The organism is Streptomyces sp. NPDC127092 (assembly GCF_042722475.1).
In the GTDB taxonomy this organism is placed as follows: Bacteria; Actinomycetota; Actinomycetes; order Streptomycetales; family Streptomycetaceae; genus Streptomyces.
In genome coordinates this window covers 411-1183 of the sequence record NZ_JBHXFE010000332.1, presented here as the reverse complement: position 1 = coordinate 1183, position 773 = coordinate 411, and the positions used below count along the sequence as shown (strand labels likewise).

At 70.4% G+C, this 773-nt stretch carries 1 pseudogene; it reads right to left on the bottom strand.

Features of this window, described 5'->3' with window-relative positions:
• A pseudogene (locus tag ACFWJO_RS40160) lies at window positions 1–773 on the bottom strand (FAD-linked oxidase); the annotation flags it as partial.

Here is a 773-nt window from a genome sequence, read left to right as displayed (position 1 = left end):
CAGGGTGGACCACGCCGCCGTGGAGGTGTTCTGTGCCGGGTCCCGCAGGTCGGCGTCGGGGTAGTTGACGTAGGCGCCGGCGTTGGCGTGGTTCGGGACCGGAACGCCGCCGGTGTCGGCGTAGATGTCGCGGAACATGCTGCGGGACCACTCGAGGTGTGCGGCCTCGTCGGCGGGATTGCGCCAGGCGGTGACGAAGACCGCTTTCATGAACGAGTCCCGGGTCGGCATCGCCGTCGCCGTGGCGGCTCGGGTGTTGATCGCACCGCCGGCGGGGAAGAGCTCCACCCCCGAGTCCTGGCTCTGGAAGCGGGGATCGGTCAGGTAGCGGTGCAGGGTGCGCAGCTGCTCGTCGGTGTAGGCGCGGCGCAGGTTCGCGCTCTTGTACTTGCCCAGGAACGGGGCCCGCCCGCGGGGCGCGGACAGCCGCGTCGACACGTCCAGGAACGGGCCCGCGGTCGCGGGCACCACCACCGGCGGCGGCCACACACCCTCGACCATCGCGCCGACGAATTCGTCGAGCAGCGTGCGGGCGTCGGGGCGATCGGCGTCGAGGCGGGGGGTGAGTTGGCACAGACCGCCGAGGTAGGCGCTGGCAAAGAACTGGGCGTACAGGCTCGAAAACCGCGACCCCGGTGCACTGTTGCGTTCGAAGAACCGCAGAAAGTTGCCGACGAACCGCACGAAGGATTCCTCGGTGGCCGTGGGCAGCACGATCTGGGAGGTCACCAGGTTCGTCGGCGGGGTCGGCAGGAGACGGGCGGGATCGGAGC